Below are 25,455 nucleotides of genomic sequence, written 5' to 3'. Positions count from 1 at the left end.
GAAGGGTGAACGAATGAAACTACGCCGGTACCTCGATCCTCGAATTCCCTGGCGGGAGACGTCCGAAGTCGACAAGGTCCGTGTGTACACGCGTCAGTCGTTCGTCGCGATCGCGGTCCTCGTAGCGATCGCCGCGGTGACGGATTCCGTCGCCGAGGACCGCTGGGTCGCCGTAGGTGCGATGGTCGTCAGTACTGCCGGTGCCGTCGTTGCGGTACTCGGTATGCCGCAATTCGGCGGCACCGCTCGCGGTTACGTACGGGTCGCCGTGGGAATCGCGGTCGCAGCGGCTGGTGTGGCGGCCGCAACAGGGAGTGCGCCGACGGCGCTCTGGGCTCTGGTCGTCGTGGCGATCCCGCTGACTGCAGCTGTCCCGTTGCGCTGGTCCGTGATCGCGTCACTCGTCCTCGGCGCCGGATCGGCAGCTGCCGGTTTCGGAGCGGTCGGTGCGGTGGCCGCGTTCGCCGTGACAGCGTTCATGGCCATGACGGTTCAACTCTCGATGTGGCTGCTGCGCACGGTGACCGAACTCGATCTTGCGCGTCACACCGCGTCGGCGCTGTCCGTCGCCGAGGAGCGTTTGCGATTCTCGCGCGATCTGCATGACGTCGTCGGCCGCTCCTTGTCGGCCATCGCGGTGAAGAGCGAACTGGCTGCGGCACTCTCACGACGAGGTGACGACCGAGCAGCCGCGCAGATGGACGAGGTCAGTGAGCTGGCCAGAGAGTCCATGACGGAGGCGAGGCAGCTCGTGCGAGGGTATCAATCGATCGACCTGATCACGGAAATCGACGGCGCACGTTCACTTCTGAACGCGGCAGGCATCAGCACCGACGTGACAGGTCGCGTCGAGGAGGTCCGCGCCGAACACGCCGAGGCCGCGGCGTGGGTCGTACGCGAGGGCGCAACCAACGTTCTTCGGCATTCCGACGCCACGTGCATCCGTATCGATCTGAGCGATCGAGCGGTGACCATGCGCAACGACAGGCCTCATGCGTCCACATCCACCGACGGCACTGGGATATCGAGCCTCCGCGAACGCCTGGCGACGGTCGGCGGCACCGTCGACACCGTCCGCTCGGCCGACGAATTCACCCTCACCGCAACGTTTCCGGCTACGGTTTCATCATGATCCGCGTACTGCTGGCCGACGACGAGAACCTCATCCGCACTGCCCTGGCGACGATGCTCGCGCTGGAGGACGACATCGAGATAGTCGCGCAAGCCGAATCCGGCGAGGCCGCGGTGGACGCCGCGACAGTGCATTCTCCCGACGTCGCGGTACTGGATCTGCAGATGGGAGGCATCGACGGCATCGAGACTGCTGGGCTCGTCGCGGCGGCGGTGCCGTCGTGTGCGGCGATCATCGTCACCAGCCACGGCCGCCCCGGCTATCTGAAGAAAGCGCTGTCGGCGGGCGTGCGCGGGTTTCTGCCGAAGACGACGTCCGCTGCCACCCTGGCCGAGGTGGTCCGTACCGTGCACGCAGGCGGCCGCTACGTGGACCCGGCGCTGGCGGCCGAAGCCATCGGCGCCGGAGATTCACCGTTGACTCCGCGCGAAGCGGACGTGCTCGAGTACGCCGCCGACGGTGCCTCCATAGCCGAGATCGCACAGCGAGCACATCTCACCCAGGGCACCACACGGAACTACCTGTCGGCTGCGGCCGCGAAACTCGGTGCCGCGAACCGTCACGAGGCGTGCGCCGTTGCCCGACGCTACGGCTGGATCTGAGACCTACTCACCTGATCTGCTGTGCAGTGCCCGCCTGGGTGGCCTGCTCGGACGCGTCGCACACTACGACGCTGCTGCGGACGTCGAGTACCGGAAGTCGCAATCGATCCGAGCCGCGGACGAGTGATACGCGCAAGTCGTTGTGCCGCACGAGATACACTGCGGCGACGAGACCCGTGACGAGGGCGATGCCACCGCCGAACACCAGCGGAGCACGTGGGTCGACGACGTCGGCCAGCCACCCGAGCACCGGACTCCCGATGGGTGTTCCACCGAGGAAACACAGCATGTAGATGCCCATGACACGCCCGCGCATGTCCGAGGGAACCGACATCTGAAGGATGTTCATCGCCGACGTCGAGAATGTCAGGTTGAGTGCGCCCGTCGGGATCAGGAGCAGCGCAACCAGAATGTAGTTCGGCATCAGCCCGACGAGCAGTTCGAGGATGCCGAATGCGATGACGGCACCGACGAACAACCGCAGCCTCGGCGCGGTGGCACGCCGAGCCGCCAGGGTGGCACCGACGAGTGTGCCGACCGCGAGTGTCGTCGACAGCAATCCGTATGCGTCGGCGCCGCTGCCGAAGGAGTTGCGCGCCAACACCGCCAGGCTCAGCGGGAAATTGAGCCCGAAGGTCGAGACGATACAGACGGTGGCCAGAAGCACGCGCAGATCCGGTCGACCCCACACGTAGGCGAAGCCTGCTCGAACCTGTCCTTTTGCGCGCGGGGCAGGTTCGACTCGGTACAGGTCTTTGGCGCGCATCGCCACGAGTGCCCCGAACACTGCTGCGAACGAGACGGCATTGATCAGGAACACCCAGCCGGTACCGACCAGCGTGATGAGAACACCCGAGATCGCGGGACCGATGATGCGAGCGGTGTTGAACGTCATCGAGTTCAACGCGATCGCGTTCGACAGCGTCTCCTTGCCGACCATCTCGATCGTGAAGGACTGCCGGACCGGCGCGTCTATCGCCGACGAGCACCCCAACACGAACGCGATGACGTAGACGTGCCACAGCTCGACCAGGTTGCCGACGTCGAGCAATCCGAGTACCAGACCGCACACGGCTGCGAATGCCTGCGTGATCATCAGCAGCTTGCGCTTGTCGTATCGGTCGGCGAAGACACCACCCCACACCGACAGAAACAGGGTCGGACCGAACTGCAACGCCATGACGATGCCGACCGCCAAACCGTTGCCGCCCGACAGCGTCAGTACGAGCCAGTCCTGCGCGACCCGCTGCATCCACGTCCCGACGAGCGAGACGATCTGACCGGAGGCCCACAACCGATAGTTCCGTGTTCGGAGCGCAGCGAACATCGGCGAAGGAGTGGGCACTCTGTACATACTAACCCTAGGTAACGACCTACTCGGAGTCGCTCACCAAGGATCCGATGATGGTCACTGCATCGCGGAGAATCGACAGTTGCGCCTCCTCCAGGCCTGCCAGTTGCGCAGTCATCCATGCCTCGCGGGCGCTCGCCTCGTCGGCGATCAACGTCTGCCCGGCAGGTGACAACGACACGATGACCTGACGACCGTCGGTTGGATGCGGAGTACGCACGACCAGACCCAACTCGGCCAGAGAAGCGATGACCCTGGTCATCGACGGCGGCTGCACACGCTCTCTCGACGCGAGAGCCCCCGGCGTCATGTCCCCTTCACGGCTCAGCGTTGCCAGAGCCGACAGTTGAGTCAACGACACCTGCGAATCGACCCGGCGCCCCCTGAGATGGCGAGTCAATCGCACCACGGCAAGCGAGAGATCGCTCGCCAATTCACGGTTGTCCTTCACGCTGTATCCCGACGTCACAGCGCAGAGACTACGCCTCGAGTCGCATCTTTCGCTCACGTAACCGCGTCGGTGATGGGTCCGACGATGAAATACACGACAAATAGGGCTGCGACGACCCACAGCAGGGGATGAACCGATTTCGCCTTGCGTGCAGCGACCGCGAGCACGACCCAGGTGATGAAACCGACGCCGATCCCATTGGCGATCGAGTAGGTGAACGGCATGACCACGATGGTCAGGAACGCCGGGAGGGCGATCTCGAACTTCGTGAAGTCGATGTCGCGGACCTGGCCGATCATCAGCGCACCCACGACGACCAGCGCCGGAGCTGCTGCTTCGATAGGCACGATCGCGGTGAGCGGGGTCAGGAACATCGCGGCGAGGAACAGCAGCCCTGTGACGACGTTGGCCAGGCCCGTTCGCGCGCCTTCGGCGATGCCCGACGCCGATTCGACGAAGACCGTGTTCGACGACGCCGAAGCGCCGCCTCCGACGATCGCACCGGTGCCTTCGACGACGAGCGCCTTCCCGATGCCGGGGAGTGTGCCCGTCTTGTCGGTCAACTCGGCCTCCTTGCCCAGGCCGGTCATCGTTCCCATGGCGTCGAAGAAGTTGGCCAACACGAGAGTGAACACCAGCAGGCTCGCCGCGAGCACCCCGATTCGGGCGAACGCACCGAACAGGTCCACATCGCCGACCAGCGACAGATTCGGGGTCTGGAACAGCTGCTCGGGCAGTATCGGAACGCTGAGGTTCCAGCCCTTCGGATCGACTCCCGCCGACGCGCCGACGTCGGTCAACGCTTCCACGAGCGCGGCGATCGCGGTGGTGACGACGATGCCGATCAACAGTCCGCCGCGCACTTTCCTGACGACGAGAACACCCATCAGCAGAACACCGAAGACGAAGACGGCCGTCGGCCACGACGCGATCGATCCGTCGATACCGAGCCCGACCGGAACCGTCGTGCCCGCCGCATCGGGGATGCGTCGCACGAAGCCTGCGTCGACGAGCCCGATGAAGGCGATGAACGCACCGATGCCCGCTGCGATCGCGGCCTTCAACTCGGCAGGGATGGCGTTGAACACGGCGGTCCGAAAGCCGGTGACCGCGAGCAACACGATGATGATGCCGTCGATGACGACGAGACCCATCGCCTCGGGCCAGGTCACCTGCGGCGCGATCGTGACGGCGAGGAGTGTGTTGATGCCGAGACCCGCGGCGATTCCGAACGGATAGTTGGCGACGATGCCGAACAGGATGCTCATGAAGCCGGCGACGAGAGCGGTCACGGCAGCGACCTGCGCCACTGGGAGAATGTTGCCGAGAACGTCGGTCTTGGCTGCCGCGTCGTCGGCGGAGAAGCTGCCGAGGATCAGCGGATTGAGGACCACGATGTAGGCCATCGCCACGAATGTGACGACGCCACCGCGCACTTCCGACCCGACGGTCGATCCTCGTTCGGTGATCTTGAAGTAGTTGTCCAGGAGCCGGGACGAGAAAGCCATAGGGGTAACCTACATTTCGTGGACCGTGAGCCGGAAACGAATGCACTGAGTCCGCGGCTGACCGATCCAGCACCGGTCATCGCGGTCGGTATCGCGGCCTGGGTCGTCGCCACCGTCGTCGTGCTTCTCAGCGGGGACCGCTGGTCGCAGGCACTCCCGACCTGCTGGGCCGGAATCGCCGTCGGCGCGGCGGGTTTCGCCCTGTTCCTGGCTCAACGCGCAGCAGCGCGGCGCGGCAGCAAGACTGCCCAACGCGGCCTCGACTGAGACCACCATCACGTAACTTCCGTCACCAACAGGGCTCTGACGTGCGGAAACTCACCTCCGAGTCGGTTGAGTAACACAGAATTAACGTGGAGTATCGGTTATGTCAGTTTTTAGAGCACACCGATTTCCGAAAGCAAGGCCATGAAGCTCGTTTCCCAGTTCCGTACCCGTCGCAACCACGTTCGCTCTCTCCGCGCTCTCTACGCACGCGCACACGCCGTCTCCAGCCCGTCGATGCGCGACGAACTTCTCGTCATCGCCCAGCGAAGCGATTTCTCGCGGTAATTCCCACCGCAACGGCGCCCCACACGACGCCGAAGATCCATCCAGCAAGAACATCCGTCGTCCAGTGCGCACCGAGGTAGATCCTCGACACTCCGATCAGCACAGACGCGATCGCCGGTAGCGCCAGCACGAACGGGTTCCGCAGCCACGAGTCGGTCGACCGCAGCATCACCGCGGTCACCGTCGTGGCCAGGATCGCCGACATCATCGCGTGCCCCGACGGGAACGAGTGAGTCGTGATGTCCACGAGCCGGTCCGGAATCAACGGTCGGTCACGCGAGAAGTACAGCTTGAGCAGGTTCATCGCGGCGAAGCCCGTCAGCATCGCGCCCGCGACCATGACCGCGTCGGTTCGTCGCCCCAGACGCAACAGCACCAGCACCGTCACCGTCGCCAGCACCGCCATCGCGAACGTGTTGCCGATGGTCGTGATCACCCAGAACGCATCGGTCAACCAGCCGACGCGGTGCTCGACCATCCACTGCAGGACGTCACTGTCCACGTGGTCGGTCCCAGCTGTCGACGCAGTGCGTGATCCCGTCGCCCGTCACCCACCACGCGACGTGCCGCTCGCCGTCGACAGCTCCGGTCAGACGCACCACCAATTCACGATGCACGACCACGCGTCCGACGGGAAGATCCAAACCCAGTGCCGCACAGGCGAGTACCGCGCCGGGTTCGCGGTCCCACGAACTCACTCGGCCTACACCCATGACCACGCCCTGGATCGACTCCGAGGACATCCGCACATCCAGGATCGCCGACAGCGTCGCCGCCGTCGCCATCGAGGACAACACGGCGACGTCGGAGGGAACGACCCCGACAAGCCACGGGCGGTCGAGCACGATCGCATCCTCCGGGTCGACGAGAGCACCCGATATCGCACGCACCCGCGGAGGAAGATCGAGATCGTCGAGCGCGACCACCCCGGTGGAGACCGATTCGGCGATCAGCCGGTGTGCCCGAGCGATCACCGCGGGAGTGGGAGTGCGCGCTGGATCGGCCAGCCGCGCCAGAAGCAGCCGCGCGATCTCCGCACTGTCACACACCGACGGGGCAAGGGTCGCAGCAAGAGCGTCTGCATCGGGATGATCGAGTGGGTCGAGCAACCCCGCGAACGTGGTGTCCGACGGCGCACGCCAGCTGCCGAGGACAGTGCCGTCGACCCGGGCGTGGGTACGCAACCACCAGGCCGTGTAGCTCTCACGGTTCGCCAGTGTCGCGCGCGTGACTCGGTCCGCAGCCAGCAGCGCCAGTGCGTCCGGCCACCGAGGTTCCTCGACGAGATCGAGGTCACGCACGGCAGTGAGTACCGCGGGATCCTCACCCAGGCCGGACCACCACGCCTGCTCGTCGGGGAGGTCGTGGTCCGGGCCGGTCGGCAGATCCTCGGTGACGATGCCGAACCCCCATCCGACACCCACTGCCCTCAGTGCCTGCGCACCGAACCTCTCGACGAGGGACTTCGCAACAACACCGAACGGCGAGTCCTCGGCCAGCAGAGCCACGAGCGGCGCGTCGGGCAGCAACAGTTCGTCGGCAGCCCGTAGCTCACCGTCGACATCCTCCAACGGCAACGACCCCAACCACGGCGGCAGATCTCGCTGACCGTCGGCAAGCGAGAGCACCGTGTCGGTGAGATCTCCGACGGCGTCGCCTGCGTCCCAGTCCAGATCGTCGAGCAGAACTTCCAACGCCGGATCCGACAGCAGATCCGCAGGCGAGGCCTCCGTCGCTCCGAGGCGAGAGAGCAACGGACTCACCGCATCCGGATGGACAAGGCGTGCCCAGTGCACTCCCCCGACCTCCCGCGCGCCGACGGCGAGAATCGTGGTGCGCGGGCCCGTCACGGTTCGCCCGTCCGACAGCGGAACAGGCAGGGCCGCAAGCTCTTCCGCAGCGACACCATCGGTCACCAGCGGGAACAACGCGTCGTACAACGCTTTCCACCACGACGGTTCGCGCTCGACCCCGGTGAGCATCTCGGCCAGCCGGGCCAACCCGATACGGTGCACGTCGACGGCAGCGAGCGCGGCGGCATGACGTGGTCCGGACAGCGATGCGGAGACCAGGCCGTCGACCACCGGCCCCAGAACGTCCGCGAGCTCGTCGGTCAGCCCCGGCAGAAGCGTCGCCCGCGACGGGATCAGATCCTCGCCCGATACCCCGGGAAGCCATGGTGCAGTTGCCGTTTCACGGATTATCCGTTCTCGGAGAATGCCGTCCACCTCGCTGCGCGCGAAGCCAGGAAGAGGAACGAACATCGGCCGGTATTTCACCGGGAGAGCTGCGAGCAATCCGATGTAGCCCTCCGCGACGCGCGACAGGGCAGCCCCTGGCAGGATACGTCGGCGGTCCGGCTGCATCGGCACGTCTGCGATCACGAGCGCCGGCAAGGACAGTTCTTCGTCCGAGCGTGTCGGTGCGCGAAGCACATCGGTGGACACGGGCGTCGGGACCCCGTCGTCGACGGGGACCAGCCACCGGGCGTGATCGGTGCGGTACTGCCACCATGTGCGACCGTCGATCTCCAGCGACTCCAGTCCGTTGCCGAGATCATGTGCGACGCGGTCGAATCGTTCGGAGCCGATCTCGATGGAGGCAAGCGAGAAAAGTTCCAGCAGAAGGTCGACGGCCTCCCCGCGCAGCGACCGCAGCATCCCGTCGGCGTCGCCCTCTCGTAGACGAAGGACGATCTCCGACGAAAAGCCTTCTGCCGGAGCCGTATCCACCGGCCACGCCAGACGAAGAACCGGTAGACCGACATCGGGGGCAGCCGATCCGGCGTCCGCGATGGCGGCACGAGTGCGCTCGCCGCTGAACAGGACTCCGCCTGCTGCGGAACGAAACTCGATCTCGTCGGACACCGCGCGCACGGCGGTGAAACCCACCCCGAAACGCCCGACGCCCGATGTCTTCGCCGATGCCCGGAGTGCCGTCAGGGCGTGGACACCGCCGAGATCGAGAGGCGCACCGGTATTCGCGACATGAAGTTCACGGCCGACACCCCATACCCGGATGTGGCCCTGAGCTCCGGCGCGGGAGGCCGCGTCGGCGGCGTTCTGCGCCAACTCGGTGAGAAGTCGATCTCGATAGCCTCCCCGAACCAGATCGGCCTCGGTGGCCGCGTCCTCCCGCAACCGCGTCGGGGACGAGGCCCATGCCGCCAGCACCCCGGCACGCAGTGCCTCGGTTCCGAAAGAATCGATCAATTCGTCGATTGTGTGTCCTGCTGGGTCACGTCGAGCGCAGCGTCGTCGAACGGTTCGTACAACGGGGAACCCGCACCGGTGGGCAGTTCGGTGTCCGAGTGCGCACCACATCCGTACTCGACGTGCACCACCTGCCCGTCGGCTGCGAACTCGTTGCCGCACACTCCGAACGCCGCCGACAACGATCCTGCGATCGGAAGGTAGAACCCACACAATCCGCACGTCGACGGCGCAGACTTCGCCATCTCGCTGTCCGGGCCGTGCTCGCCGTCGTGCCAGCGCTCGGCGGCGTCGGCGCGTCCTTCCCTGCTCGGGACTTGCTTTCGCCCGAAACCGAGTTCGTACGCCACGTCGTCGACCTGCGGGTCACCGGTCGCGACATAACCGGGCACGAGGCGCGGGTCCTGCGCGCGCGGTGGAAGCAGATCCCCTGGCCCCAGGTCACCGGGGCGGATGCGCTCGTCCCACGGCAGCCAGGTCGGCGCGACGAGGGCGTCGGGGCCGGGAAGCAACACCAGCTCGCTGATCGTCGCGGTATCCGCGCCCTCGGGTGCGGCCACGACGACGGCCCACTGCCATCCGCGATAGCCGGGCAGATCACTGACGAAACGATGGGTGGCGGCACTGTCGGACTCGGCTGTGACGCCGAGATACTCACCGACGCCGCCTTCTCCCAGATCGATCAGTGCCTGCCGCGCCGACTCTGCGGCCTCGGCTAGGACAGGACGAATGTGGTCGAGCTCTGGAGACGATGCGAAACTCACACATTCATTTTGCCGCATCACTTCGAAACCACCCAGTTCGGGCTGCCATGATGGGGCAGATGAAGGCCTCCCTCCGCGCACTGCCGGGTGCCCTCGCTGCCTCGATCGTCCTCGTCGGCTGCTCGCCGACTCCCGCCGAGCCCGAGCCTTCGGCCGTCTCCACGTCCACCGTGCGGGTGCTGCGCACCTTCGACCACGACCCGACGGCATTCACCCAGGGGCTCGAGATCGCAGGCGACGAACTCTACGAGGGCACCGGGCTCACCGGCTCGTCGTACGTCCGGGTTTCCTCGCTCGCGACCGGGGAAGAACTTCGGCGCGTCGACCTCTCGCCCGACGTCTTCGGCGAAGGCCTCACCGTCACCGACGACGCGGTGTGGCAGATCACCTGGCGTGACGGCATCGCGTACGACCGTGACCCGCAGACCCTGCAGGAACGTCGCCAGGTGAGCTACGACGGCGAGGGCTGGGGTCTGTGCGCGAGCGGGGACCGACTCGTCATGAGCGACGGTTCGTCGACACTGACCTTTCGTGACCCTCGGTCGTTCGACGAGACCTCCTCGGTGCAGGTGACCTCGGACGGCGAACCGGTGAGCAATCTCAACGAACTCGAATGCGCCGAGGACGGCTCCGTCTACGCCAACATCTGGCAGAGTCTCGACATCGCCCGAATCGACCCCGCCACCGGTGAGATCACCGAGATGATCGACGCCTCGCCGTTGTGGAACTCGATGACCGAGGACGAGCGTTCGGGTGCCGACGTCCTCAACGGGATAGCCCAGATTCCGGGCACGGACCACTTTCTGGTGACAGGAAAGCGGTGGCCGACAATGTTCGAGGTGCAGTTCACACCCCGGCAGTGAGTCGGTGTGCTCGCTGCTTCGAGTTTTAGGACAGAATTGATCCTGTGACCGACCCCAGCCATTCCGATACCCCTCCGGGTGAGGACCACCCGGGGTTCGACAACTACCCGCCGGCCCCCCACGCTGCGAGCAGGCGAACCCCGTTGCCTCCACTGCATCCCCCGACGCCGCCCACCGCCAAGGGCGACGGGCCGAAGCCGCCGCCGTTGCCGCGCAAGTTGACGGTCACCCGTGTGGCGGCGATGCGCAGCCGAGAACTGACCGGCAAGGGCATCGCGACGTTCCAGCGGGCAGCAAAGGCCGACGGTGCGGACAAATCCGGGCTGACGGCGTTGACCTACGCGACGATGGCCAACTTCGCCTCCGACGCCGCCATCGCGGTGGCGCTGGCGAACACTCTCTTCTTCTCCGCCGCGACCGGCGAGGACAAGACCAAGGTCGCGTTGTACCTGGTCATCACCATCGCACCGTTCGCCCTCATCGCACCGCTCATCGGACCGATGCTCGACCGTCTGCAGCACGGCAGGAGGCTCGCGCTCGCCGGATCTTTCCTGGTGCGCACCGTGCTCGCGGTGGCACTGGTGTTCAACTTCGACAGCTGGGTGTTGTATCCGGCGGCACTCGGAATGCTCGTGTTCAGCAAATCCTTTGCCGTACTCAAGAGTGCGGTGACGCCGAGGGTGCTTCCACCGGAAATCGATCTGGTGCGCGTCAACTCCAGGCTCACGGTCTTCGGCCTGATCGGAGGCACGATCGTCGCGGGCGGAATCGCCGGGGTCATCGCCTGGCTGGCCGGGTCACCGGGAGCGTTGTGGTTCGTCGCCGCCATCACCGTCTTCGGCGCCTACCTGAGCATGCGAATCCCGTCGTGGGTCGAGGTCACCGAGGGTGAGGTTCCCGCGACGCTGAGCTATCACGGCTCGGACGCCGAAACCGAGGTGCTACGACGCGGCAAGCCCGTCACCGCGCCTGCGAAGAATCGTCGCCAACCACTCGGCAAGGCCGTCATCGTCGGGCTGTGGGGCAACGGGACCATCCGGATCCTGACGGGCTTTCTGACGCTGTACATAGCGTTCGTCGCCAAATCGCAGACCGAACACGAACCGATCAAGCAGGCCGCGATGCTTGGCCTCGTCGGGGCCGGGGCGGCGATCGGAAACTTCAGCGGCAACGCCGCGGGCGCGCGCATCAAGCTCGGCAGGCCGTCGATCGTGGTGATTCGCTGCGCTACCGCGGTCACCGTTGTAGCGATCGTCGCCGCTGTCACCGACAGCCTGCTGACCGCAGCGTTGGCGGCCCTCGTCGCCTCTTGCGCCAGCGCGCTGGCCAAGGTCTCTCTCGACGCCTCGCTGCAGTCCGACCTGCCGCCCGAGTCGATCGCGTCGGGCTTCGGACGATCGGAGACCGTCCTGCAGCTGTGCTGGGTTCTCGGGGGAACCCTCGGCGTGCTGCTACCGACCGAGTACTGGCTGGGTTTCACCGTCGTCTCGGTGTTGCTTACGATCGGTCTCGCGCAGACCTTCTTCACCTACCGAGGGAAAACGCTCCTGCCCGGCCTCGGCGGTAATCGCCCCGATCATGCCGAGCAGGAAATACCAGACTCGTCCGTCCGACAGAACGTGAGCTAAGTGAACCTCGCACCGAAAACCAAGAAGGTCCTGGCGATCGGGGCGGTGGGTGCCGTCGTCGTGGTCGTCGCATTCGTCGCGGTCCTGGCACTGCTCATCCGCGACGCACCGGAGCATCGCCCCGCGGTCACCGCATTCGCCGACGGCCGCACCATCGACGTCGAGCCTTACCTGTACTGCCCGGTCGACGAGCCCTTGTGCGACAGCGACGGCGCGAGCGCGACGCTACCGGTGCGTGAGAACCAGCCGCTTCAGCTGTCGCTGCCCGCAGAGATCTCGTCGGCGCCCTGGATTCTCGCGGCCGTCTACGCCCATCCCGACGGTGCCGACGCCGTCGAGACCGACACTCTGTACCTGCCGGACACCACACTCGCCTTGACGGTCCCACCGCTCGACGACGCAGGCAGGGCGCTGCTCGGCGTCGAGGTGCGCCTGCCCTCCGGCGTCATCGACAGCGACACCCAGCAGGAAGAGATCATCAGTCACGCGATCTGGTCCATCGCGACGGGCTAGTAACGGCTAACTGTCGAGCTCGCGAGCCACGGCACGGACGACCTCGGAGATCTTCTGCGCGGTCTTACGATCCGGGTACTTGCCCTTACGTAGCTCGGGCTGAATGGTCGCTTCCAGCAGCGTGATCATGTCCTCGACCATGCCGTGCAGCTGGTCGGGAGTGTGCTTGCGCTCGACCGGCTCACGGCGATTGGCGGTGTTCTGACGAACCGACGGTGCAGGTTCGAGGACTTTCAGGCTGAGCGCCTGCGGACCGCGTCGACCTGCGGCCATCCCGAACTCGACCTTCTGCCCGGCCTTGAGGCCTTCGACACCTGCGGGCAGCGCTGACGAACGAACATAGACGTCCTCTCCTTCATCCTGCGAGAGAAAGCCGAATCCCTTGTCGACGTCGTACCATTTCACCTTGCCGGTAGGCACTGCGCTCACCCGTCCATTCGTTTGAAAGTCTTCCTGCACACGTTTCGCGCCCCACGACAAACGCAGGACGCGAATGACGCAGTGTACAGCGAAGGGGTCATCGGCAGCATCCGGGTTTCGACGCCGGCGCCAACCCTCGAATCCACGGGAGTGGAGCCTGCGGAACGACCTCAATGGCGGCGAGTGGAGCCTGCGGAACGACCTCAGTGGCCGCGAGTGGAGCCTGCGGAACGACCTCAGTGGCCGCGAGTGGAGCCTGCGGAACGACCTCAGTGGCCGCGAGTGGAGCCTGCGGAACGACCTCAGTGGCCGCGAGTGGAGCCTGCGGAACGACCCGGATAGGTTGGTGGTGTGCCCGATCCGACTCGTTCTCATCGCAATACTCTGCTGCGCATCGCTCTCGGGATCTTTGCAGTTGGTCTGGCGGCCATCGTCGCCATTTTCCTGGTTCCCGCGATCACGCACGAACAGCCGCCACTGTGGCTTTATCTGACTGCAATGCTGGCGGCACCTCTCGGCTTCGTTCTGGCGTTAGTCTTTGCTTTGATGTCCGGCAGACGCGCGAGGTAGGGGGCCCAGGATGCGAGTGATTCTCAACATCATCTGGTTGATTTTCGGTGGCTTCTGGCTCGCTCTCGGTTACTTCGCCGCAGGAATCGTCTGCTGCATTCTGATCATCACCATTCCATTCGGTATCGCGGCGTTCCGCATCGGTGTCTATGCACTGTGGCCGTTCGGCAAGACGGTCGTCGAGAAGCCGACGTCGGGGGTGGCGTCGGTGATCGGGAATGTGATCTGGGTGATCGTCGCCGGCATCTGGCTCGCGATCGGTCATGTGGTGACCGCGATAGCGATGGCGATCACCATCATCGGGATCCCTCTGGCGTTCGCGAATCTGAAGATGATTCCGATCTCTCTCATGCCGCTCGGCAAGGACATCGTCGACGCCTGATCACTTCAGCCCCTCCGGCACCAACCTGTGGATGGGTGTGACTTCCCTCACATAACGGCGGAGTAACGGAAGGGCAACGAGCGTGCGTCGCTCGCCCTTCGACGCCGCTAGCTGCAGGTTCGCCGAGAAGCGTTTCCGCGCCGGCGCGACACCATGATGCGGCTCGAAATTGCAACAGTTACCAAATGGTGACACTCCGCGAGAAGTTCAGTACGGTCATCAGCGGCTGAGAAACTTCGGCCGAATCCGTACCCGCAGCGCCAAACCTCGTCCCGCGGGAACGGAACCCTCGACGAACACCCAGGGGACGAGGACGGGGGACCCACACGTCCTCTCGGATAACCGGAAAGCACTGCTCAGGCCGTACTTTCCTTGGGGTGAAGCCCAACAGTCCCTACCGGGATGGTTGAGCCGGGCTACCTCTCAGCCCGAACCCGACAGCTGACCTCGCAGGCGCCAGTGGAGAGGATTTCAACTCGTATGAGCGGACGTCATCGCAAGCCGACCACCACCGGCCGCACCGTAGCCAAGGTCGCCGTCACCGGCGCGATCATGGGCACAGCAGGCATCGCCTTCACCGGCACCGCCACTGCAGCACCCGATTCCGATTGGGATCGCCTCGCACAGTGTGAAGCAGGCGGCAACTGGGGCATCAACACCGGCAACGGTTTCCAGGGTGGCCTGCAGTTCTCGCCCAGCACCTGGACTTCGCACGGCGGCGGGCAGTACGCAGCCACCGCCAACCAGGCAAGCCGTGAAGAGCAGATCGCAGTAGCGGAGAAGGTGCTGGCATCTCAGGGTTGGGGCGCATGGCCTTCCTGCTCCTCGAGCCTCGGACTGAGCAGCTCCCCGAGTGAGCGCAGCGTTCCTGCCTCGCCGCAGTCCGCTCCGGCCGCCCCCACGCTTCCCGATCTGACGTCGATCCCGACGGTCGACGGCACCGCCGAGGTCATCGACGGCATCACCACAGCCGTCCAGACGGTGACCAACGATCCGCAGATCGCATCGCTCATCCAGAGCGCGACGCAGGGAATCCAGCTCGATCCCCAGATCGTCGAGTTCTATCAGGCCAACAAGGCATTCCTGCCTCAGTAAGCCGCACGACTTCAGAGTACGAGAAAGGCCCCCGATCACTCGGGGGCCTTTGTCGTGTCGGTGGGCTCGTGCCGACTTCTAGCGATTGATGACGGTCACGGGATGTGCATACAGCAGGTCGTCCACGGGCAACGGGAATTCGGTCTCCTCACCGAAAGGGGACAGACCTCCCGAGCGTGAGGACGCCAACTCGCTCACCGCATGGTCACCGCGCGCGGTTTCCGGCCAGCCTGGATCGACATAGGGCTTCTTCGACTTGTTCACCATGCGCTCATTTTGACACCTGCGCTGCGGCATACACCAGCCCAGGTCACTAATCTGTTAAGCAATGACCGAAACTGCACTGCCTCCGGACCTTGCGGCGTGGCTGAAATCTCGTACCGACACCGAACTCGTCACCACTCTGACGCTGCGACCGGACCTGACGGTACCGCCACCGTCGACCATCGGTGTGCTCGCCGGACGCGCCGAGCAACGCGCGTCGATCCTGCGTGCCGCGGATACGTTGGACACGCTGGCGCTGACGATTCTCGAGATGCTGTCCGTCGAGGGCGCGCACGAGATGGCCGTCACCCGTGCCCAGTTGGACCAGCTCGTCGCCAAACGCGCCACCGCCAAGGCAGTGGACGCAGCACTCGCTGCGCTGCGCGACCGTGCCCTCGTCTGGGGAACGAAGACACTGCGCACTGCGCCTGCTGCGCGCGACGCCGTCCCTTGGCGCATCGGCCGGATCCTCGACGCATCGGAGTCGCTCACCCCCGAGCAGCTCACGCAGGCACTCGACGGCATCGACGACGCCCAACGCAGCCTGCTCGAAACTCTCGCTCGATCGTCGCCCACCGGCAGAACCCGAGATGCCGCGCCCGGCACGCCGCCGGATCGCCCGGTGCAGAAGCTACTCGGAGCCGGATTGCTGATCTGGCTCGACGAGCAGACGGTGGAACTGCCGCATCAGGTCGGGCAGGCACTGCGCGGTGAGCCGATCACCGATCCGACGTCGTTGTCTCCACCGAAGCCTGTCACCACGAAATACCCACTCTCCGATGTCAACGCGACGGCCGCGGGTGAGGCCCTGGAGCTGATCCGCCACTGCGGCGCGATCATCGAGGCCCTGTCCGACTCACCGGCACCCGCCTTGAAGGCGGGCGGGCTCGGCGTCCGTGAGACCAAACGCATCGGCAAGGTCACCGGTCTCGACGAGGCACGCGTCGGACTGCTCGTCGAGCTTCTGGCCGCGGCGTCGCTCATCTCCAGCGGGACACCCGATCCGTTGCCTGCGAACGATTCGGGTGAGGACTACTGGGCGCCGACGTCGGCTGTCGATCCATGGATCACAGCGACACCCGCATCCAGGTGGCACACGTTGGCGTCGGCGTGGCTCGATCTGCAGCGCGCACCGTGGCTCATCGGCATGCGTGATCCGACCGACAAGCCGGTTGCCGCGCTGTCGGAGGAAGTTCGCTCCCCCGCAGCGCCGCGCGACCGGCGAGCGATACTCGACTACCTTGCCGATCTGGGTTCGGGCACGGCGACGACCGAGACGGACGTCTCGCGCGGACTGGCGTGGCGACGCCCACGGTCCGCAGCCCGGTTCGCACCGCGCCCGACGACCAACATGATCGCCGAGGCAACGGCGTTGAGCATCGTCGCTCGCGGCGCGTTGTCGAGTCCGGGCAGAGCGCTGCTGCACGGCGGAGACGCCGAAGCCGAGATGCGCGACGCGCTCCCCTCACCTATCGACTACGTGCTTCTTCAGGCCGATCTGACGCTCGTCGCTCCCGGTCCGCTCGAACCCGATCTGGAGGACCGGATCGAACTCGTCGCCGACGTCGAGTCCGCGGGTGCCGCGACCGTCTACCGCGTCACCGACAAGAGCTTGCGCCGCGCCCTCGACGTCGGAATGAGTGCTGCCGAACTGCACACACTGTTCGGGACACACTCACGCACACCGGTGCCCCAGGGGCTGACCTATCTGATCGACGACGTCGCACGCCGGCACGGGAGGCTTCGAGCCGGCGTCGCGTCGTCGTTCGTGCGATGCGAGGATCCGGCTCTGCTCGCCGAGGTGCTCAAGTCCCCCGCAGCCGAGCAAGTGGCGCTGCGCGCACTCGCTCCGACGGTAGCGATCTCGCAGGCGTCACTGAACGAGGTCATGGCCGTGCTCGGGGCTGCAGGTTTCGCCCCGGCCGGTGAGGACTCGTCCGGCGCGATCGTCGATCTGCGCGCCCGCGGCGCCAGAGTCCCCGTCCGCCGCGGACGAACGAACTACCGCAGCCAGGCCGTTCCCACCGACGAGCAACTCGGACGTCTGGTCACCGAACTACGCGCGGGCGAGCGCGCCGCAACGGCAGGTGGGCGCACCGTCCGTTCCGACGGCACACGAGCCACCGGTTCGGCAACGATGGCGCTGCTGCAAACGGCTGTGAAAGTGCGCCGCAGCGTCTCGATCGGCTACGTCGACGCCCAGGGTGTGGCCTCCCAACGCGTCGTCGATCCGGTGAGCGTCGGGGGCGGCCAGCTCGACGCGTTCGACCCGGCAACCGGGGCAGTTCGACGGTTCACACTGCATCGGATCACGTCGGTGGCGTTGGTGGAATAGCCGTCACATGGCGCCAGGGCCTCCATATCAGGACAATGGAGAAGTTGCGCACTTTCTGCGCGCGACACCGAAGTTCTCTAGGAGGAACTGTGACCGACGGCCCCCTGATCGTCCAGTCCGACAAGACGCTGTTGCTCGAGATCGATCATCCCCTTGCCGGAGCTGCTCGCGGAGCCATAGCGCCGTTCGCCGAACTCGAACGAGCGCCCGAGCACATACACACGTACCGCATCACTCCACTCGCGTTGTGGAACGCCCGCGCCGCCGGTCACGACGCCGAGCAGGTCGTCGACGCGCTCGTCAATTTCTCGCGCTACGCCGTTCCACAGCCGCTTCTCGTCGACATCGTCGACACGATGGCCCGCTACGGGCGCCTGCAGTTGGTCAAGAGCCCCGTGCACGGCCTGGCGCTGATCAGCCTCGATCGAGCGGTCCTCACCGAGGTCATGCGGCACAAGAAGATCGCTCCGATGCTCGGGGCGAAGGTCGACGAGGACACCGTCATCGTTCACCCGAGCGAACGCGGGCACCTCAAGCAGATGCTGCTGAAGATCGGCTGGCCCGCCGAGGACCTCGCCGGTTACGTCGACGGCGAAGCTCATCCCATCGAGCTCGACACCGAGGGCGGCAAGTGGACGCTGCGCGATTACCAGGAGATGGCCGCGGATTCGTTCTGGGCCGGTGGCTCGGGCGTCGTCGTGCTTCCGTGTGGCGCGGGCAAGACGATGGTCGGCGCCGCCGCGATGGCGAAGGCGAAGGCGACCACGCTCATTCTCGTCACCAACACCGTCGCCGGTCGCCAGTGGAAGCGCGAACTCATCGCACGCACGTCGCTCACCGAGGAAGAGGTCGGCGAGTACTCGGGCGAGCGCAAGGAGATTCGCCCTGTGACAATCGCCACGTATCAGGTCATCACTCGACGCACCAAGGGTGAGTACAAGCATCTCGAATTGTTCGATTCCCGCGACTGGGGTCTGGTGATCTACGACGAGGTCCACCTGCTGCCCGCCCCTGTCTTCCGCATGACGGCCGATCTGCAGTCTCGGCGCCGACTCGGTCTGACCGCGACGTTGGTGCGCGAGGACGGCCGTGAGGGCGATGTCTTCTCGCTCATCGGCCCCAAGCGCTACGACGCGCCGTGGAAGGACATCGAGGCTCAGGGGTGGATCGCGCCTGCCGAGTGCATCGAGGTCCGCGTCACGCTGACCGACGCAGAGCGGATGGCGTATGCGGTCGCCGAGCCCGAGGAGCGGTACAAACTGTGCTCGACGGCACACACCAAGGTCGCCGTCGTGAAATCGATTCTGGCGAAACACCAGGACGCTCCGACACTCGTGATCGGCGCATACCTCGACCAACTCGACGAGTTGGGTGAGGCACTGAACGCCCCGGTGATCCAGGGATCGACGAAGAACAAGGAACGCGAAGTGCTCTTCGACGCGTTCCGTAAGGGCGAGATCCAGACACTCGTGGTGAGCAAGGTAGCGAACTTCTCGATCGATCTCCCGGAAGCGTCCGTGGCCGTGCAGGTTTCGGGCACATTCGGCTCACGCCAGGAAGAGGCGCAACGGCTCGGACGACTCCTCCGTCCCAAACACGACGGCGGCCAGGCGCACTTCTACTCCGTTGTCTCCCGTGACACCCTCGACGCCGAATACGCCGCTCACCGTCAGCGGTTCCTGGCCGAGCAGGGCTACGCGTACCGGATCACCGATGCCGACGACATGCTCGGACCTGCCATCTGACAGCTCGTGCTACTAATGAGCGTGTGCGCCGATTCCAGTTTCCTGTCGATGTGGACCACGCCAAGTCGGTGAACGAGACGATGGCGGATGTCCGCAGGCTCCGTTCGTCTGCGATCTTCACTGCTGTGATCTTGATCGCGGCGACCGCATGGTTCTTCTGGTTGGCCCATCCGTGGTCCTACATCCTCGGCGCCGTCTTCGTCATCGCGGCGGCGACCTCGTTGTGGGTCATGGTGTGGGCGCCGAGGAAGGTCGGCACAGTCGAGGATCTGTACGCCAAAGGCGATCTGGTTCCTGCGATCATCGCCGAGAAACGCGCCCGCGGAGTCACTCTGCTGGCCCTCGTCGACATCGCGAAGCCCGACGCCGAAGCGCCCCACTACGCTCTGGTGACCCGCAGCATTCGCTCGCTGCCGGGTCACGAACTGGTCGAGGGCGAACTCGTACCGTCGATTTCGGTGCTGGCCGACCGCAACAAGAACACCATCAGCGAAACCTGGCAAATGGTCTCCCCTATGCCCATTGCATGGGGAACCAAGGATGCATCGGTGATCGAGCGCGCGACCGCGCAGATCAGCGAAGCGGAATGGCAGCTGTTGGTCGCGAACATCGGATTGTCGGAGAAGGTGCGTGAGGCCGAGAACCAGCAACTGCTGGTGGACCCACACGACCTTCCCGACGACCTCCAGTAGTGACCTAGGTGAGGGCGGGGATGACTTCCCGTTCGAAGAGCTCGATACCGGAGCGGTCGTACGCCGCCTCCGGGAAGTAGAAGATGCCGTAGCCCAGGCCCTTGTCCTTCAGCGCGCTGAGGTTCTCCACGATCTGCTCCGGGGTTCCGACTCCGGGTAGGCCGCGGAATGCACCCAGCGCACCCTCGGCCTTCTCCGCGCCGACGTACTTGGTCAGACGCTCCTCCAGCTGCTTCAGCCGGTCCTCGACCTCGGCTTCGGTGCTACCGATCGCGACGTTGTAGTTCGACGATCGGACGATCGAATCGAAATCGCGACCGACGGTGTCGCAGTGGCCCTTCAGAAGTTCCGACTTGCGAACGAACCCCTCGGGCGTGCCGTCGAAGTTGGTGTAGTCGGCGTACTTGGCTGCGATCTTCAGCGTCACCTTCTCACCGCCGCCTGCGATCCACAGCGGAATTCCGCCGTCCTGCAACGGCTTCGGCCAAACCCGAGCACCATCGACCTGGTAGTACTTGCCGTCCAGAGTCGCCGACCCCGTCTCCCAGGCCTGCTTGAAGATCTGCACACCTTCGTCGAGCGCACCCAGGCGCTGTCCTGCCGGCGGGAATCCGTAGCCGTAGGCACGCCACTCGTGCTCGTACCAGCCTGCGCCGATACCCATCTCGACGCGGCCACCGGAGATCACGTCGACCGTCGCCGCGACCTTCGCGAGGTACGCCGGGTTGCGGTATGCCATCGCGGTGCACATCTGACCGAGGCGGACGCGCGACGTCGACGCCGCGAATGCCGACATCAGCGTCCACGCTTCGTGTGTGGCTTCCTCGGTCGGTTCGGGCACGGTGTGGAAGTGGTCGTAGACCCACAGGGACTCCCACGGTCCCGAATCGGCAGCGGTGGCGATATCTCGCATCACATCCCACTGTGCAGAAGGGTCGATGCCGACCAGGTCCAGACGCCAGCCTTGAGGAACGAACAATCCGAATCGCATGGGTCGAAGCCTACCGATCGGTGACCGAAGTATTCTCTCCGACATGAGCACCACGTCGCTCGCTCGGGACTTCCAATCGCACCGCGGCCACCTGATGGCCGTCGGATATCGGATGACAGGCAGCGTCGCCGACGCCGAGGATGCGGTACAGGAGAGCTGGCTCCGCCTCAGCGGCAGCGACGCCGACACCATCGCCGATCTGCGTGGGTGGCTCACCACCGTCGTGGCTCGTATCTGTCTGGATCGCCTGAAATCAGCGGCAGTTCGACGCGAGAGCTACGTCGGTCAATGGCTACCGGAGCCGATCGCGACGTCGCCGAGCACGCAGTCGAACGATCCCCTCGATCTACTCGTCCGTGACGAGGATGCACGCCTGGCCGCCCTCGTCGTCCTCGACACCTTGTCTCCGGCCCAGCGAGTCGCATTCGTACTGCACGACGGCTTCTCCGTTCCGTTCGACGAGGTGGCGGACATCCTCGGCGTCAGTTCCAGCGCTGCGAGGCAGCTCGCGGCCCGCGCTCGCAAGCACGTCGACGCGGCCCCCGAGCCGGTGACGTCCACCGAACACAACGAGGCCGTCGGCCGCTTGATGGAGGCGATGGCCAGCGGCGATCTCACCCGCGTCGTCGCCGCTCTCCACCCGGACTGCAGGACGATCGGCGACTCGGGTGGCACCACGCGGACGGCCGCACGGGTCATCCTCGGACCGGACAAGTGCGCACGCTTCTACCTGGGGCTCGTGTCGATGTACGGCGCTGGGTCGCTCTCGTCGATGGCACCTGCCATGGTCAACGGCAGCCTCGGCTACTACTCCTCGGGCTCGCCCGGCGACGACGACCATCGCAGCTTCCCCGGCCGAGTGGGCGGCTTCACCGTCCGCGACGGGCTCGTCTGGGCGGCCTACGATTTCGCGAACCCCTCCAAACTCGGCGGTGTCGCGGCAGACCTGCTTGCCATGTCGGCTACGCCCCCGCCTCCCACGGCACCCGGCACGCAGCCCCCGAGCTGAATCCCTGCTCGGCAATTCCCAGCGAGGAGTTGATGCGGGCCCGCATGTTCTCCAATCCGATCTGATACGTCAGTTCGATGACCCCCGCCCGCCCGAAACGAGCCTCGAGATCCGCGACCTGCTCGTCGGTCGCGGCACTCGGAGTTGCCGTGACGGCATCGGCGTAGGCGATCGCCGCTCGTTCGTCTTCCGTGAACGCCGGCGAGGTCCGGTAGTCGTCGATGTCTCGAAGGCGGTCGATGTCGAGACCGTCGAGCCGCTGCATCATGACGCCGAAGTCGACGCACCACGAGCACCCGAGAGTCCAGGCAGTCCGATACACGGCGATCTCACGCACGCTCGTCGGAAGCGTCGACGACGCCTTGCCTGCGGCGAATTCGTGGATGAGCGAAGCGAACAGCAGCTTCGGGTGGTGTGCGCTCACCGCGAAGGGCTCGGGTACTTCGCCGACCATCCTGGCTGCAGCTTTGTATGCCCACCGCACGAGAACGGGTGCTTGCGCAGGTGGGACGGGTGGAATGCGAGACATGGTCATCACTCCTTCGTCGTAATGGTTGCTCCTACGATGTGGACGAGGCTCCTGCCCGAAATGTGACACCAGATACGCCGGGAGTGGAGCCTGCAGGAACGACCCAGATACGCCGGGAGTGGAGCCTGCAGGAACGACCCAGATACGCCGGGAGTGGAGCCTGCCGGAACAACCCACCTACGCCGGGAGTGGAGCCTGCAGGAACGACCCAGATAGGCTGCAGCAATGTCCGCGGAGCACCAGAGCCGAACCGTCGAACGCCTACGACCCTTCGCGTCGACCATCTTCGCCGAGATGACAGCGCTCGCCGTCGCGAAGGGCGCCGTCAACCTCGGCCAGGGATTTCCGGACACCGACGGCCCAGAGTCGATGCTCGAAGCAGCGCGGGACGCCATTTCCCAAGGTCTCAACCAGTACTCGCCGGGACCGGGAATGCCGGTTCTTCGCCACGCGATCGCCGCGGACCGTGCGCGGCGCTTCGGCACCGAGTACGACCCCGACGCGCAGGTGCTCGTCACCGTAGGAGCAACCGAGGCCATTGCTGCGACCGTGCTCGGGCTCGTCGAACCGGGCGAGGAAGTCCTGCTCATCGAGCCCTACTACGACTCGTACGCTGCAGCCGTCGCCCTCGCCGGCGCCAAACGCACAACGGTTCCACTGGTCGCCGAGGGTGCAGGGTTCGCCGTCGACCTCGACGCCCTCGAGCGCGCCATCGGCCCTCACACGAAGCTGTTGATCGTCAATTCACCACACAATCCCACGGGCACGGTCCTCACCCGTGTCGAGTTGACCCGGATCGCAGAGATCGCGTGCGAGCACGACCTGCTCGTACTCACCGACGAGGTCTACGAAAGACTGGTGTTCGACGCACCTCAGTTGGGTCATTCCGCAGGCTCCACTCCTGCTTTTTCCGGTCATTCCGCAGGCTCCACTCCTGCCCTGCATGTGCCGCTGTGCACGCTCCCAGGCATGTTCGAGCGCACGGTCACCGTCTCGAGCGCCGCGAAGACGTTCAACGCGACCGGATGGAAGACCGGTTGGGCACTGGGACCTGCCGAACTCATCTCCGCAGTGCGCGCAGCCAAACAGTTCATGACGTTCGTCGGCGGGACGCCGTTCCAACCCGCCGTGGCGCATGCCCTCGATCACGAGGACGCGTGGGTCGAGAATCTTCGTCGCGGCCTCCAGTCCAAACGTGATGTGCTGTCGACGGCATTGACCAAGGCCGGATTGGACGTCAAGGAAAGCAGCGGAACGTATTTCGTGTGCGCAGACGTCTCGCCGCTCGGCGAGACCGACGCCCTCGGGTTCTGCAGGTCGCTTCCCGATCGGATCGGCGTGGCCGCTGTACCCGTCACCGCCTTCGTCGATCATCCCGGATCGTGGAAAACATTGGTGCGCTTCGCATTCTGCAAGAAGGATGCCGTTCTCGCCGATGCAGCCGAAAGGCTGCTCGCGCTCTGAGCGACCATGGCACCGCGAACCATACCCGTCGACTTCGTCGTCAAAGCTGTTCGGTTGGCAACCAGTGGCGGACTCGACCTGTCGTATCCCCTCGCAGTGGCGGGTATCGGGCCCGAGAAGTTGGACGATCCGCACTCGCGGCTCACAGCCGAACAGGTCACGCTGTTCACGCAGGCCACCTGGCAGATCACCGGTGACGAGTTGTTCGGTCTTGCGTCGACGCCCATGCGGCGCGGCAGTTTTCGTGTGATCTGCCAGACGCTCATTCATTCCCCCGATCTGTCGGCGGCGCTGTACCGAATGGCCGAGACGACGCGAGTTCTGTCCGGCATGCCGCCGATGCTGATCACCCGCGGAGACCAGACGACTCGGCTGTCCATCCCACCTGCCGACAACAGCCACCTCCCCGAGGCGGCGCGAGAGACGGCAGCGAATTTGCTCACCGATTTTCGTATGGTGCTGGTCCATCGCTTCGCGGCCTGGCTCATCGGCGGGCGTGTGAAGTTGCATTCGGTCGAGCTTCCGTACGCCATGGACGACCCGGCGACGGGCAAACTGTACGACCGAATGTTTGGAACCCGAGTGACATTCGGCGCGCCGGCGGCAGTACTCGAATTCGACAACTCCGCTATGCGAGCGCCCATCGTCCAGACCGAGGAGACGTTGGCCGAATATCTGCGTGAGTCGCCGAACCTGTTGTTCACCGCACGCGACTACGACAGCACCGCATCCTCACAAGTACGCCGTGCCCTCGAACTCGGATTGCACGGTGATGCACCGGGTACCGACGACATCGCAAACATGCTGTCGGTCAGCACCGCTCACCTCCGGCGGCTCCTCCGGCAGGAAGGAACGTCGGTCAACCAGCTCCGCGAGGAAGTTCTGCGCGACGCAGCGGTCTCGGGTCTGAGCCGCGGCGATTCGGTCGACGACATCTCGAACAAACTCGGATTCTCCGAGCCCTCGGCGTTCCGACGTGCGTTCAAACGCTGGACCGGCCAGACGCCAGGGGCGTATCGGTAGCTTTCGGCTCAGGGCCCCAGTTTCTCGTGTGCCACTACCCGATGCCCACTGCTCGAACTCGCTCCAACCGCTCGGGCGCATAATTCTTGGGCTTGATGTAGATACGCGACTGATGAACCTCACGCCCGATCCGCGACGTCGCAGTAACCTCCGACACCAGTCCCGCCGGGCCGTATCCCATCGACACGGTACGTTGCACCTTCTCGTTGCCCGCGTTACCTGCGATCTTGATCCAGTTGTCAATGCGCGCGCGGTTGAAACCCCAGCGTTCGACGCCCTCGATCAACTCTCGATGTGCCTCGTCCACATCGTCGAATGCTCGCCACCAGGTAATGTCGTCGATATCCCCAGTTTCCCCAT

At 65.2% G+C, this 25,455-nt stretch carries 25 protein-coding genes, 1 pseudogene and 1 riboswitch; of the genes and pseudogenes, 15 read left to right on the top strand and 11 right to left on the bottom strand.

Translation table 11 applies throughout. The annotated features are described in order from the left end of the window. Positions 1-13 precede the first annotated feature (13 nt). Both RY1_RS17540 and RY1_RS17535 read left to right on the top strand, forming a co-directional pair. Positions 14-1,132 (top strand): sensor histidine kinase, encoded by a 1,119-nt coding sequence (locus tag RY1_RS17540; RefSeq protein WP_072805297.1) that lies wholly within the window; start codon positions 14-16, stop codon positions 1,130-1,132. Then, positions 1,129-1,734: a response regulator transcription factor gene (locus RY1_RS17535; RefSeq protein WP_072805295.1), complete on the top strand. Its 606-nt coding sequence runs from the start codon at positions 1,129-1,131 to the stop codon at positions 1,732-1,734. The genes RY1_RS17540 and RY1_RS17535 overlap by 4 nt, the downstream gene beginning before the upstream one ends. A 7-nt stretch (positions 1,735-1,741) precedes the next feature. Here the strand turns inward: RY1_RS17535 and RY1_RS17530 are convergent, their stop codons facing one another. Genes RY1_RS17530 through RY1_RS17520 form a run of 3 tightly spaced genes read right to left on the bottom strand, consistent with a single transcriptional unit; the run spans position 1,742 to position 5,044 of the window. Next, positions 1,742-3,061 (bottom strand): MFS transporter, encoded by a 1,320-nt coding sequence (locus RY1_RS17530; RefSeq protein WP_174565415.1) that lies wholly within the window; start codon positions 3,059-3,061, stop codon positions 1,742-1,744. Positions 3,062-3,107: 46 nt separating this feature from the next. After that, entirely contained in the window at positions 3,108-3,536 is a 429-nt protein-coding gene (locus RY1_RS17525; protein ID WP_072805439.1) for an Rv0880 family HTH-type transcriptional regulator, read from the bottom strand. A 53-nt stretch (positions 3,537-3,589) separates the two neighbouring features. Continuing rightward, positions 3,590-5,044 carry an NCS2 family permease gene (locus RY1_RS17520; RefSeq protein ID WP_072805291.1) on the bottom strand — a complete coding sequence of 485 codons (1,455 nt, stop codon included), beginning with the start codon at positions 5,042-5,044 and terminating at the stop codon, positions 3,590-3,592. 18 nt (positions 5,045-5,062) lie between these two features. On the opposite strand from RY1_RS17520, the gene RY1_RS17515 reads away from it, so the two are divergent. Then, entirely contained in the window at positions 5,063-5,311 is a 249-nt protein-coding gene (locus RY1_RS17515) for a DUF2530 domain-containing protein (RefSeq protein WP_072805289.1), read from the top strand. A 253-nt stretch (positions 5,312-5,564) separates the two neighbouring features. Here the strand turns inward: RY1_RS17515 and RY1_RS17510 are convergent, their stop codons facing one another. From RY1_RS17510 to RY1_RS17500, 3 genes are read right to left on the bottom strand one after another with little or no spacing between them, the layout of a single operon-like run. Continuing rightward, positions 5,565-6,098 (bottom strand): phosphatase PAP2 family protein, encoded by a 534-nt coding sequence (locus RY1_RS17510; RefSeq protein WP_084727506.1) that lies wholly within the window; start codon positions 6,096-6,098, stop codon positions 5,565-5,567. Beyond that, entirely contained in the window at positions 6,088-8,808 is a 2,721-nt protein-coding gene (locus RY1_RS17505; RefSeq protein WP_072805288.1) for a sacsin N-terminal ATP-binding-like domain-containing protein, read from the bottom strand. The genes RY1_RS17510 and RY1_RS17505 overlap by 11 nt, the downstream gene beginning before the upstream one ends. Beyond that, the gene (locus RY1_RS17500; RefSeq protein WP_072805286.1) at positions 8,805-9,590 is read right to left on the bottom strand and encodes a DUF3027 domain-containing protein; all 786 of its coding nucleotides are present in this window, start codon (positions 9,588-9,590) and stop codon (positions 8,805-8,807) included. Before RY1_RS17500 ends, RY1_RS17505 begins: the two co-directional genes overlap by 4 nt. A gap of 41 nt (positions 9,591-9,631) precedes the next feature. Between RY1_RS17500 and RY1_RS17495 the strand changes: the two genes are divergently transcribed. Genes RY1_RS17495 through RY1_RS17485 form a run of 3 tightly spaced genes read left to right on the top strand, consistent with a single transcriptional unit; the run spans position 9,632 to position 12,576 of the window. Next, positions 9,632-10,435: a glutaminyl-peptide cyclotransferase gene (locus tag RY1_RS17495; protein ID WP_072805438.1), complete on the top strand. Its 804-nt coding sequence runs from the start codon at positions 9,632-9,634 to the stop codon at positions 10,433-10,435. A 44-nt stretch (positions 10,436-10,479) separates the two neighbouring features. Continuing rightward, a complete protein-coding gene (locus tag RY1_RS17490) occupies positions 10,480-12,063 on the top strand; it encodes an MFS transporter (RefSeq protein WP_174565409.1) in 1,584 nt (527 codons plus the stop codon). Beyond that, a complete protein-coding gene (locus RY1_RS17485; RefSeq protein ID WP_072805283.1) occupies positions 12,064-12,576 on the top strand; it encodes a DUF2771 domain-containing protein in 513 nt (170 codons plus the stop codon). Between the two features lie 6 nt (positions 12,577-12,582). Here the strand turns inward: RY1_RS17485 and RY1_RS17480 are convergent, their stop codons facing one another. Further along, a complete protein-coding gene (locus RY1_RS17480) occupies positions 12,583-12,996 on the bottom strand; it encodes a cold-shock protein (RefSeq protein ID WP_072805282.1) in 414 nt (137 codons plus the stop codon). A 351-nt stretch (positions 12,997-13,347) separates the two neighbouring features. On the opposite strand from RY1_RS17480, the gene RY1_RS17475 reads away from it, so the two are divergent. The 3 genes from RY1_RS17475 to RY1_RS17460 all read left to right on the top strand — a co-directional run bounded on the left by RY1_RS17475 (position 13,348) and on the right by RY1_RS17460 (position 15,043). Next, complete coding sequence (locus RY1_RS17475) at positions 13,348-13,566, top strand: hypothetical protein (RefSeq protein ID WP_072805280.1); 219 nt, start codon at positions 13,348-13,350, stop codon at positions 13,564-13,566. A 10-nt stretch (positions 13,567-13,576) separates the two neighbouring features. After that, positions 13,577-13,948 (top strand): YccF domain-containing protein, encoded by a 372-nt coding sequence (locus tag RY1_RS17470; protein ID WP_072805278.1) that lies wholly within the window; start codon positions 13,577-13,579, stop codon positions 13,946-13,948. Positions 13,949-14,228: 280 nt separating this feature from the next. Further along, positions 14,229-14,420, top strand: a riboswitch (cyclic di-AMP (ydaO/yuaA leader). An 8-nt stretch (positions 14,421-14,428) separates the two neighbouring features. Further along, positions 14,429-15,043: a transglycosylase family protein gene (locus RY1_RS17460; RefSeq protein WP_072805277.1), complete on the top strand. Its 615-nt coding sequence runs from the start codon at positions 14,429-14,431 to the stop codon at positions 15,041-15,043. A 78-nt stretch (positions 15,044-15,121) separates the two neighbouring features. On the opposite strand, the gene RY1_RS17455 is transcribed toward RY1_RS17460, so the two are convergent. Continuing rightward, positions 15,122-15,310 carry a hypothetical protein gene (locus tag RY1_RS17455; RefSeq protein ID WP_072805275.1) on the bottom strand — a complete coding sequence of 63 codons (189 nt, stop codon included), beginning with the start codon at positions 15,308-15,310 and terminating at the stop codon, positions 15,122-15,124. Positions 15,311-15,371: 61 nt separating this feature from the next. Here RY1_RS17455 and RY1_RS17450 point away from each other — a divergent pair, with 61 nt between their 5' ends. The 3 genes from RY1_RS17450 to RY1_RS17440 all read left to right on the top strand — a co-directional run bounded on the left by RY1_RS17450 (position 15,372) and on the right by RY1_RS17440 (position 20,079). Further along, on the top strand, positions 15,372-17,642 hold the full coding sequence (locus tag RY1_RS17450) for a helicase-associated domain-containing protein (protein ID WP_072805274.1): 2,271 nt from the start codon (positions 15,372-15,374) through the stop codon (positions 17,640-17,642). A gap of 89 nt (positions 17,643-17,731) precedes the next feature. Beyond that, complete coding sequence (locus RY1_RS17445; RefSeq protein WP_072805272.1) at positions 17,732-19,387, top strand: DNA repair helicase XPB; 1,656 nt, start codon at positions 17,732-17,734, stop codon at positions 19,385-19,387. A 23-nt stretch (positions 19,388-19,410) separates the two neighbouring features. Then, on the top strand, positions 19,411-20,079 hold the full coding sequence (locus tag RY1_RS17440; RefSeq protein ID WP_174565408.1) for a DUF3239 domain-containing protein: 669 nt from the start codon (positions 19,411-19,413) through the stop codon (positions 20,077-20,079). Positions 20,080-20,083: 4 nt separating this feature from the next. Here the strand turns inward: RY1_RS17440 and RY1_RS17435 are convergent, their stop codons facing one another. Further along, entirely contained in the window at positions 20,084-21,070 is a 987-nt protein-coding gene (locus tag RY1_RS17435; RefSeq protein ID WP_072805270.1) for an LLM class F420-dependent oxidoreductase, read from the bottom strand. Positions 21,071-21,113: 43 nt separating this feature from the next. Here RY1_RS17435 and RY1_RS17430 point away from each other — a divergent pair, with 43 nt between their 5' ends. After that, entirely contained in the window at positions 21,114-22,079 is a 966-nt protein-coding gene (locus tag RY1_RS17430; RefSeq protein ID WP_072805433.1) for a sigma-70 family RNA polymerase sigma factor, read from the top strand. Here RY1_RS17430 and RY1_RS17425 read toward each other — a convergent pair. Then, a complete protein-coding gene (locus tag RY1_RS17425; RefSeq protein WP_371829487.1) occupies positions 22,033-22,608 on the bottom strand; it encodes a carboxymuconolactone decarboxylase family protein in 576 nt (191 codons plus the stop codon). The two genes, RY1_RS17430 and RY1_RS17425, sit on opposite strands and share 47 nt — an antisense overlap. Positions 22,609-22,833: 225 nt before the next feature. On the opposite strand from RY1_RS17425, the gene RY1_RS17420 reads away from it, so the two are divergent. Together RY1_RS17420 and RY1_RS17415 are read left to right on the top strand one after the other, a co-directional pair. After that, positions 22,834-24,072, top strand: a complete 1,239-nt coding sequence (locus RY1_RS17420; RefSeq protein WP_072805267.1) for a pyridoxal phosphate-dependent aminotransferase — start codon at positions 22,834-22,836, stop codon at positions 24,070-24,072. 6 nt (positions 24,073-24,078) lie between these two features. Further along, positions 24,079-25,095, top strand: a complete 1,017-nt coding sequence (locus RY1_RS17415; RefSeq protein WP_072805265.1) for an AraC family transcriptional regulator — start codon at positions 24,079-24,081, stop codon at positions 25,093-25,095. 34 nt (positions 25,096-25,129) lie between these two features. Here RY1_RS17415 and RY1_RS17410 read toward each other — a convergent pair. Continuing rightward, positions 25,130-25,455, bottom strand: a pseudogene (locus RY1_RS17410) (hypothetical protein); the annotation flags it as partial.

Source organism: Rhodococcus yunnanensis NBRC 103083 (assembly GCF_001895005.1).
GTDB classification, from domain to species: domain Bacteria; phylum Actinomycetota; class Actinomycetes; order Mycobacteriales; family Mycobacteriaceae; genus Rhodococcoides; species Rhodococcoides yunnanense.
The sequence above is the reverse complement of the archived record's forward strand: the minus strand, read 5'-3'. Positions and strand labels throughout refer to the sequence as shown.

What these genes read in the sequence shown, in the direction of transcription:
- RY1_RS17535 (WP_072805295.1), top strand. Translation starts at nt 1,129, where the DNA reads ATGATCCGCGTACTGCTGGCCGACGACGAGAACCTCATCCGCACTGCC.
- RY1_RS17460 (WP_072805277.1), top strand. Translation starts at nt 14,429, where the DNA reads ATGAGCGGACGTCATCGCAAGCCGACCACCACCGGCCGCACCGTAGCC.
- RY1_RS17530 (WP_174565415.1), bottom strand. Translation starts at nt 3,061, where the DNA reads ATGTTCGCTGCGCTCCGAACACGGAACTATCGGTTGTGGGCCTCCGGT.
- RY1_RS17415 (WP_072805265.1), top strand. Translation starts at nt 24,079, where the DNA reads ATGGCACCGCGAACCATACCCGTCGACTTCGTCGTCAAAGCTGTTCGG.
- RY1_RS17500 (WP_072805286.1), bottom strand. Translation starts at nt 9,590, where the DNA reads ATGCGGCAAAATGAATGTGTGAGTTTCGCATCGTCTCCAGAGCTCGAC.
- RY1_RS17425 (WP_371829487.1), bottom strand. Translation starts at nt 22,608, where the DNA reads ATGTCTCGCATTCCACCCGTCCCACCTGCGCAAGCACCCGTTCTCGTG.
- RY1_RS17495 (WP_072805438.1), top strand. Translation starts at nt 9,632, where the DNA reads ATGAAGGCCTCCCTCCGCGCACTGCCGGGTGCCCTCGCTGCCTCGATC.
- RY1_RS17430 (WP_072805433.1), top strand. Translation starts at nt 21,114, where the DNA reads ATGAGCACCACGTCGCTCGCTCGGGACTTCCAATCGCACCGCGGCCAC.
- RY1_RS17470 (WP_072805278.1), top strand. Translation starts at nt 13,577, where the DNA reads ATGCGAGTGATTCTCAACATCATCTGGTTGATTTTCGGTGGCTTCTGG.
- RY1_RS17455 (WP_072805275.1), bottom strand. Translation starts at nt 15,310, where the DNA reads ATGGTGAACAAGTCGAAGAAGCCCTATGTCGATCCAGGCTGGCCGGAA.
- RY1_RS17450 (WP_072805274.1), top strand. Translation starts at nt 15,372, where the DNA reads ATGACCGAAACTGCACTGCCTCCGGACCTTGCGGCGTGGCTGAAATCT.
- RY1_RS17520 (WP_072805291.1), bottom strand. Translation starts at nt 5,044, where the DNA reads ATGGCTTTCTCGTCCCGGCTCCTGGACAACTACTTCAAGATCACCGAA.
- RY1_RS17435 (WP_072805270.1), bottom strand. Translation starts at nt 21,070, where the DNA reads ATGCGATTCGGATTGTTCGTTCCTCAAGGCTGGCGTCTGGACCTGGTC.
- RY1_RS17540 (WP_072805297.1), top strand. Translation starts at nt 14, where the DNA reads ATGAAACTACGCCGGTACCTCGATCCTCGAATTCCCTGGCGGGAGACG.
- RY1_RS17420 (WP_072805267.1), top strand. Translation starts at nt 22,834, where the DNA reads ATGTCCGCGGAGCACCAGAGCCGAACCGTCGAACGCCTACGACCCTTC.